Source organism: Candidatus Neomarinimicrobiota bacterium, assembly GCA_022560655.1.
Taxonomy (GTDB): domain Bacteria; phylum Fidelibacterota; class Marinisomatia; order SCGC-AAA003-L08; family TS1B11; genus JADFSS01.
The window spans coordinates 1-3489 of sequence record JADFSS010000123.1; the positions used below are offsets into that span (position 1 = coordinate 1).

The following is a 3489-nucleotide window of genomic DNA, read 5'->3' on the forward strand; positions in this document are numbered from 1 at the left end:
CCGCCACGTGACGTTTGTGGAGCAGGATCGCGCGCTGGTTGCTGTCCTGAAGCAAAACCTTGCTCGGGCACGCGCGGGTGACAACCACCGCGTCATTACCGGTAGCGTGAGCGCATTCCTGGCTGCGGCGGTGCGGCAATTCGATGTGCTGCTGGCCGATCCGCCCTACAACAGCGTGACGTGGGCCGAGCTGCAGCCCCAGGCGGAAGGCGTACTTGCCCCCGGCGGCGTATTTGCCATGGAGCTGCCGCGCCAGGCCGAGGTCCCTGCCGAACTGGATGTCCGCTACTTCGGCAAGTCCAAGGTGGCGCTTTGGACACGACTGCCATGAGGACCGTAGTCTACCCCGGCACTTTCGATCCCATCACCAACGGGCACCTGGATGTCATCGTGCGAGCGCTGACCCTCTTTGACGGGGTGACTGTCGCGGTGGCCCAAAACCCCAGCAAGACTCCGCTCTTCAGTGTGGACGAGCGGCTGGCCATGATTCGGGCATCCACCGACGGTCTTGGCGCCGTCACCGTGGACCAATTTAGCGGCCTGGTCGTGGACTATGCCGAGGCCCAGGATGCCTGCGCGGTCATTCGCGGTCTGCGGGCCATCTCCGACTTCGAGTTCGAGTTTCAGATGGCCCTCATGAACCGCCACATGAAGCCCGACATCGCCACCGTGTTCCTCATGCCCCACGACCGCTACACCCACCTTAACGCCACCATCATTAGGGAGATTGCCGGCTTTGGCGGCGACGTGGCCGATTTCGTGCCGCCGGTGGTGCTGGCGGCGCTGCAAAAAAAATATTCGCATGGGTAGATCGCCCGGCGCCGTACTTAGCCGCATCCAGCAGAAAGCGTCCCAGGTCTATCGCACGATTGTGCTCCCTGAGGGGTGGGATCCCCGTGTGGTGCAGGCGGCAGCCCGCATCGATCAGGAGGGGCTGGCCCGTGTGGTGCTGCTGGGCAAGCCGCTGGCGATCAGTGCCCTGGCCGATGACCACCGCTTGAAGCTCTCCAATATCACGGTGGTGGACCCGGACAAATCACCCCACATGGAGGCCATTCGCGAGCGTGTGAGCGGACTGAAGTTTGCCGCCGAGCTCACGCCGGAGGAGCTGAACGCCTACCTGCTCAATCCGGTTCATCAGGGCGCCGGCATGGTTTCCGCGGGCATCGTGGATGGCATGGTAACGGGGGCTGACACGTCATCGAGCGAGGTAGCGCGCACGGCCATCAGGGTGGTGGGTCTCGCCCCGGGGTCGTCGCTGGTATCCAGTAGCTTCCTCATGATCCCGCCGTCGGGCGAGACCGCCTTCACCTTTGCCGACTGCGGCGTGGTGCCCGACCCCGACGCGCAGCAGCTGGCCGCCATTGCCGGCGATGCCCAGCGCCTGCACCAGCAACTCACCGGGCAGTCCCCGCGGGTGGCCTTTCTATCCTTCTCCTCCAAGGGTAGTGCGGAACATCCCAGGGTGGAGAAAGTTCGCCAGGCGACGGCCCTGTTCCGGGAGCGCTACCCGGACGTCCCCGCGGATGGCGAACTGCAAGTGGACGCGGCCCTGATTCCCAGTGTGGCGGCACGCAAGGCACCCCAATCGTCCCTCGAGGGGCAAGCCAATGTGCTTATCTTTCCAGACCTTGACGCCGGGAATATCGGCTACAAGCTCACTGAGCGTCTGGGCGGCTTTACCGCCCTGGGGCCGCTTTTGCAGGGCCTGGCGCGGCCGGTGCACGACATGTCGCGCGGCTGCTCCGTGGAGGACATCGTCAACATTACCGCCATCGCGGCGCTGCAGAGCGCCCCTGGATAGGGTCAGTCAGCTGGAAACGTAAGCGATCATGCCAACTTATAGCTACAAATGTGATGCCTGCGGCCACCGTTTCGACCAGCTGCAGAGCATGAAGGACGAACCCCTCACCGCCTGCCCCAGCTGTGGCGAGCAGCAGCTACGCCGGCTCATCGGCGCTGGTGCCGGCCTGATTTTCAAGGGCTCCGGCTTCTACTACACCGACTACGTGCGCAAGTCATCCGAGGAGAAATCAGCGCCCAAGGGTGACGGGGAGAAGCAGAAGCAGGGCCAACCGGCCAAGGCAGACAGTAAGGAGTCGGGCGAGTCCAGCCCGCCGAAGAAGGACACGGTCACCGACCGCTGATGCATGGTGCCCGGCCCTGAGTAACTACCAGCACATTGCCGTTCCTGATGGGGGGGCGAAAATCACGCTTTCCGGCCGGGGGCTCCAGGTGCCGCTCCGGCCCATCATCCCCTTCATCGAGGGCGACGGCATCGGCCCGGACATCTGGCGGGCAGCCGTGCGGGTCTTTGACGCCGCCGTCGAAAAGGCCTATGGCGGGCAGCGGCGCATCGCCTGGATGGAGGTCTTTGCCGCCGAAAAGGCGACCACCGTCTACGGCGCGGATGTCTGGCTGCCCGAGGAAACGCTCACGGCCATCCGCGAGCACCTGGTGGCCATCAAGGGGCCCCTCACCACACCGGTGGGCGGGGGCATCCGCTCCATCAATGTGGCCCTGCGCCAGCGGCTGGACCTGTTCGTCTGCCTGCGGCCCATACACTGGTATGAGGGCGTGCCCTCGCCGGTGAAGCACCCCGAGCGGGTGGACATGGTCATTTTCCGCGAGAACACCGAGGACATCTACGCCGGTATCGAGTTCCAGCTCGACAGCAGCGACCAGAAAAAGTTCATGGCTCTGTTCAAGGAGGCCTTCCCGGAACGCTTCGGCAAGATTCGCTTCCCCGACAGTACCGCCGTGGGGATCAAACCCATCTCACGGGAAGGCAGCCAGCGCCTGGTGCGGGCGGCCATTCGCTACGCGCTGGACCGGCAGCGCAAAAGCGTTACCCTGGTGCACAAGGGCAACATCATGAAGTTCACCGAGGGGGCGTTCAAGACCTGGGGTTACGAAGTGGCCGAGCAGGAGTTCGGCGACCGGGTCTTTACCGGGGTGCAGTGGGGGCGCATCAAGGACAGCGAGGGCGAGCAGGCCGCCAACCAGGCCCAAAAGGAGGCGGTGAGCAGCGGCAAGCTCATCGTCAAGGACGTCATTGCCGACGCCTTTTTGCAGCAGATCCTCACCCGCCCGGCCGAGTATGACGTGGTGGCCACGCCCAACCTCAACGGCGACTACATCTCCGACGCGCTGGCGGCCCAGGTGGGGGGCATCGGCATCGCTCCCGGCGCCAACATCAACTACGACACCGGCGTGGCCATTTTCGAGGCCACCCACGGCACCGCTCCCAAATACGCCGGCAAGGACCAGGTGAACCCCGGCTCGCTCATCCTCTCCGGCGAGCTCATGCTGCGCTACCTGGGCTGGGACGAGGCGGCGGACCTGATCATCAAGGGCCTGCAGGCCGCCATCGCCGCCCGGACGGTCACCTACGATTTCCACCGGCTGATGGAGGGCGCCACCAAGCTGAAGACCAGCGAGTTTGGCAACGCGGTGGTGGCGGGGATGTAGGCACCTCGCGGCGTGACC

General features: G+C 64.8%; 5 protein-coding genes. All 5 read left to right on the forward strand.

Annotation, left to right across the window (positions count from 1 at the left end; translation table 11 throughout):
• The coding region (locus tag IH971_11095; protein ID MCH7498374.1) for an RsmD family RNA methyltransferase at positions 1-331 on the forward strand (331 nt) is incomplete at its 5' end.
• Positions 328-810, forward strand: coding sequence for a pantetheine-phosphate adenylyltransferase (coaD, locus tag IH971_11100; GenBank protein ID MCH7498375.1), 483 nt, complete (start codon positions 328-330; stop codon positions 808-810). The genes IH971_11095 and coaD, both read left to right, overlap by 4 nt.
• A complete protein-coding gene (gene pta, locus IH971_11105) occupies positions 803-1804 on the forward strand; it encodes a phosphate acetyltransferase (protein ID MCH7498376.1) in 1002 nt (333 codons plus the stop codon). The genes coaD and pta overlap by 8 nt, the downstream gene beginning before the upstream one ends.
• 28 nt (positions 1805-1832) lie before the next feature.
• Positions 1833-2147, forward strand: a complete 315-nt coding sequence (locus IH971_11110; protein ID MCH7498377.1) for a zinc ribbon domain-containing protein — start codon at positions 1833-1835, stop codon at positions 2145-2147.
• A 16-nt stretch (positions 2148-2163) separates the two neighbouring features.
• On the forward strand, positions 2164-3471 hold the full coding sequence (gene icd, locus IH971_11115) for an NADP-dependent isocitrate dehydrogenase (protein ID MCH7498378.1): 1308 nt from the start codon (positions 2164-2166) through the stop codon (positions 3469-3471).
• Positions 3472-3489 lie beyond the last annotated feature (18 nt).

Bases quoted from the DNA above. Each gene is read 5' to 3' on its own strand.
- pta (MCH7498376.1), top strand. From the start codon at position 803: ATGGGTAGATCGCCCGGCGCCGTACTTAGCCGCATCCAGCAGAAAGCG.
- IH971_11110 (MCH7498377.1), top strand. From the start codon at position 1,833: ATGCCAACTTATAGCTACAAATGTGATGCCTGCGGCCACCGTTTCGAC.
- coaD (MCH7498375.1), top strand. From the start codon at position 328: ATGAGGACCGTAGTCTACCCCGGCACTTTCGATCCCATCACCAACGGG.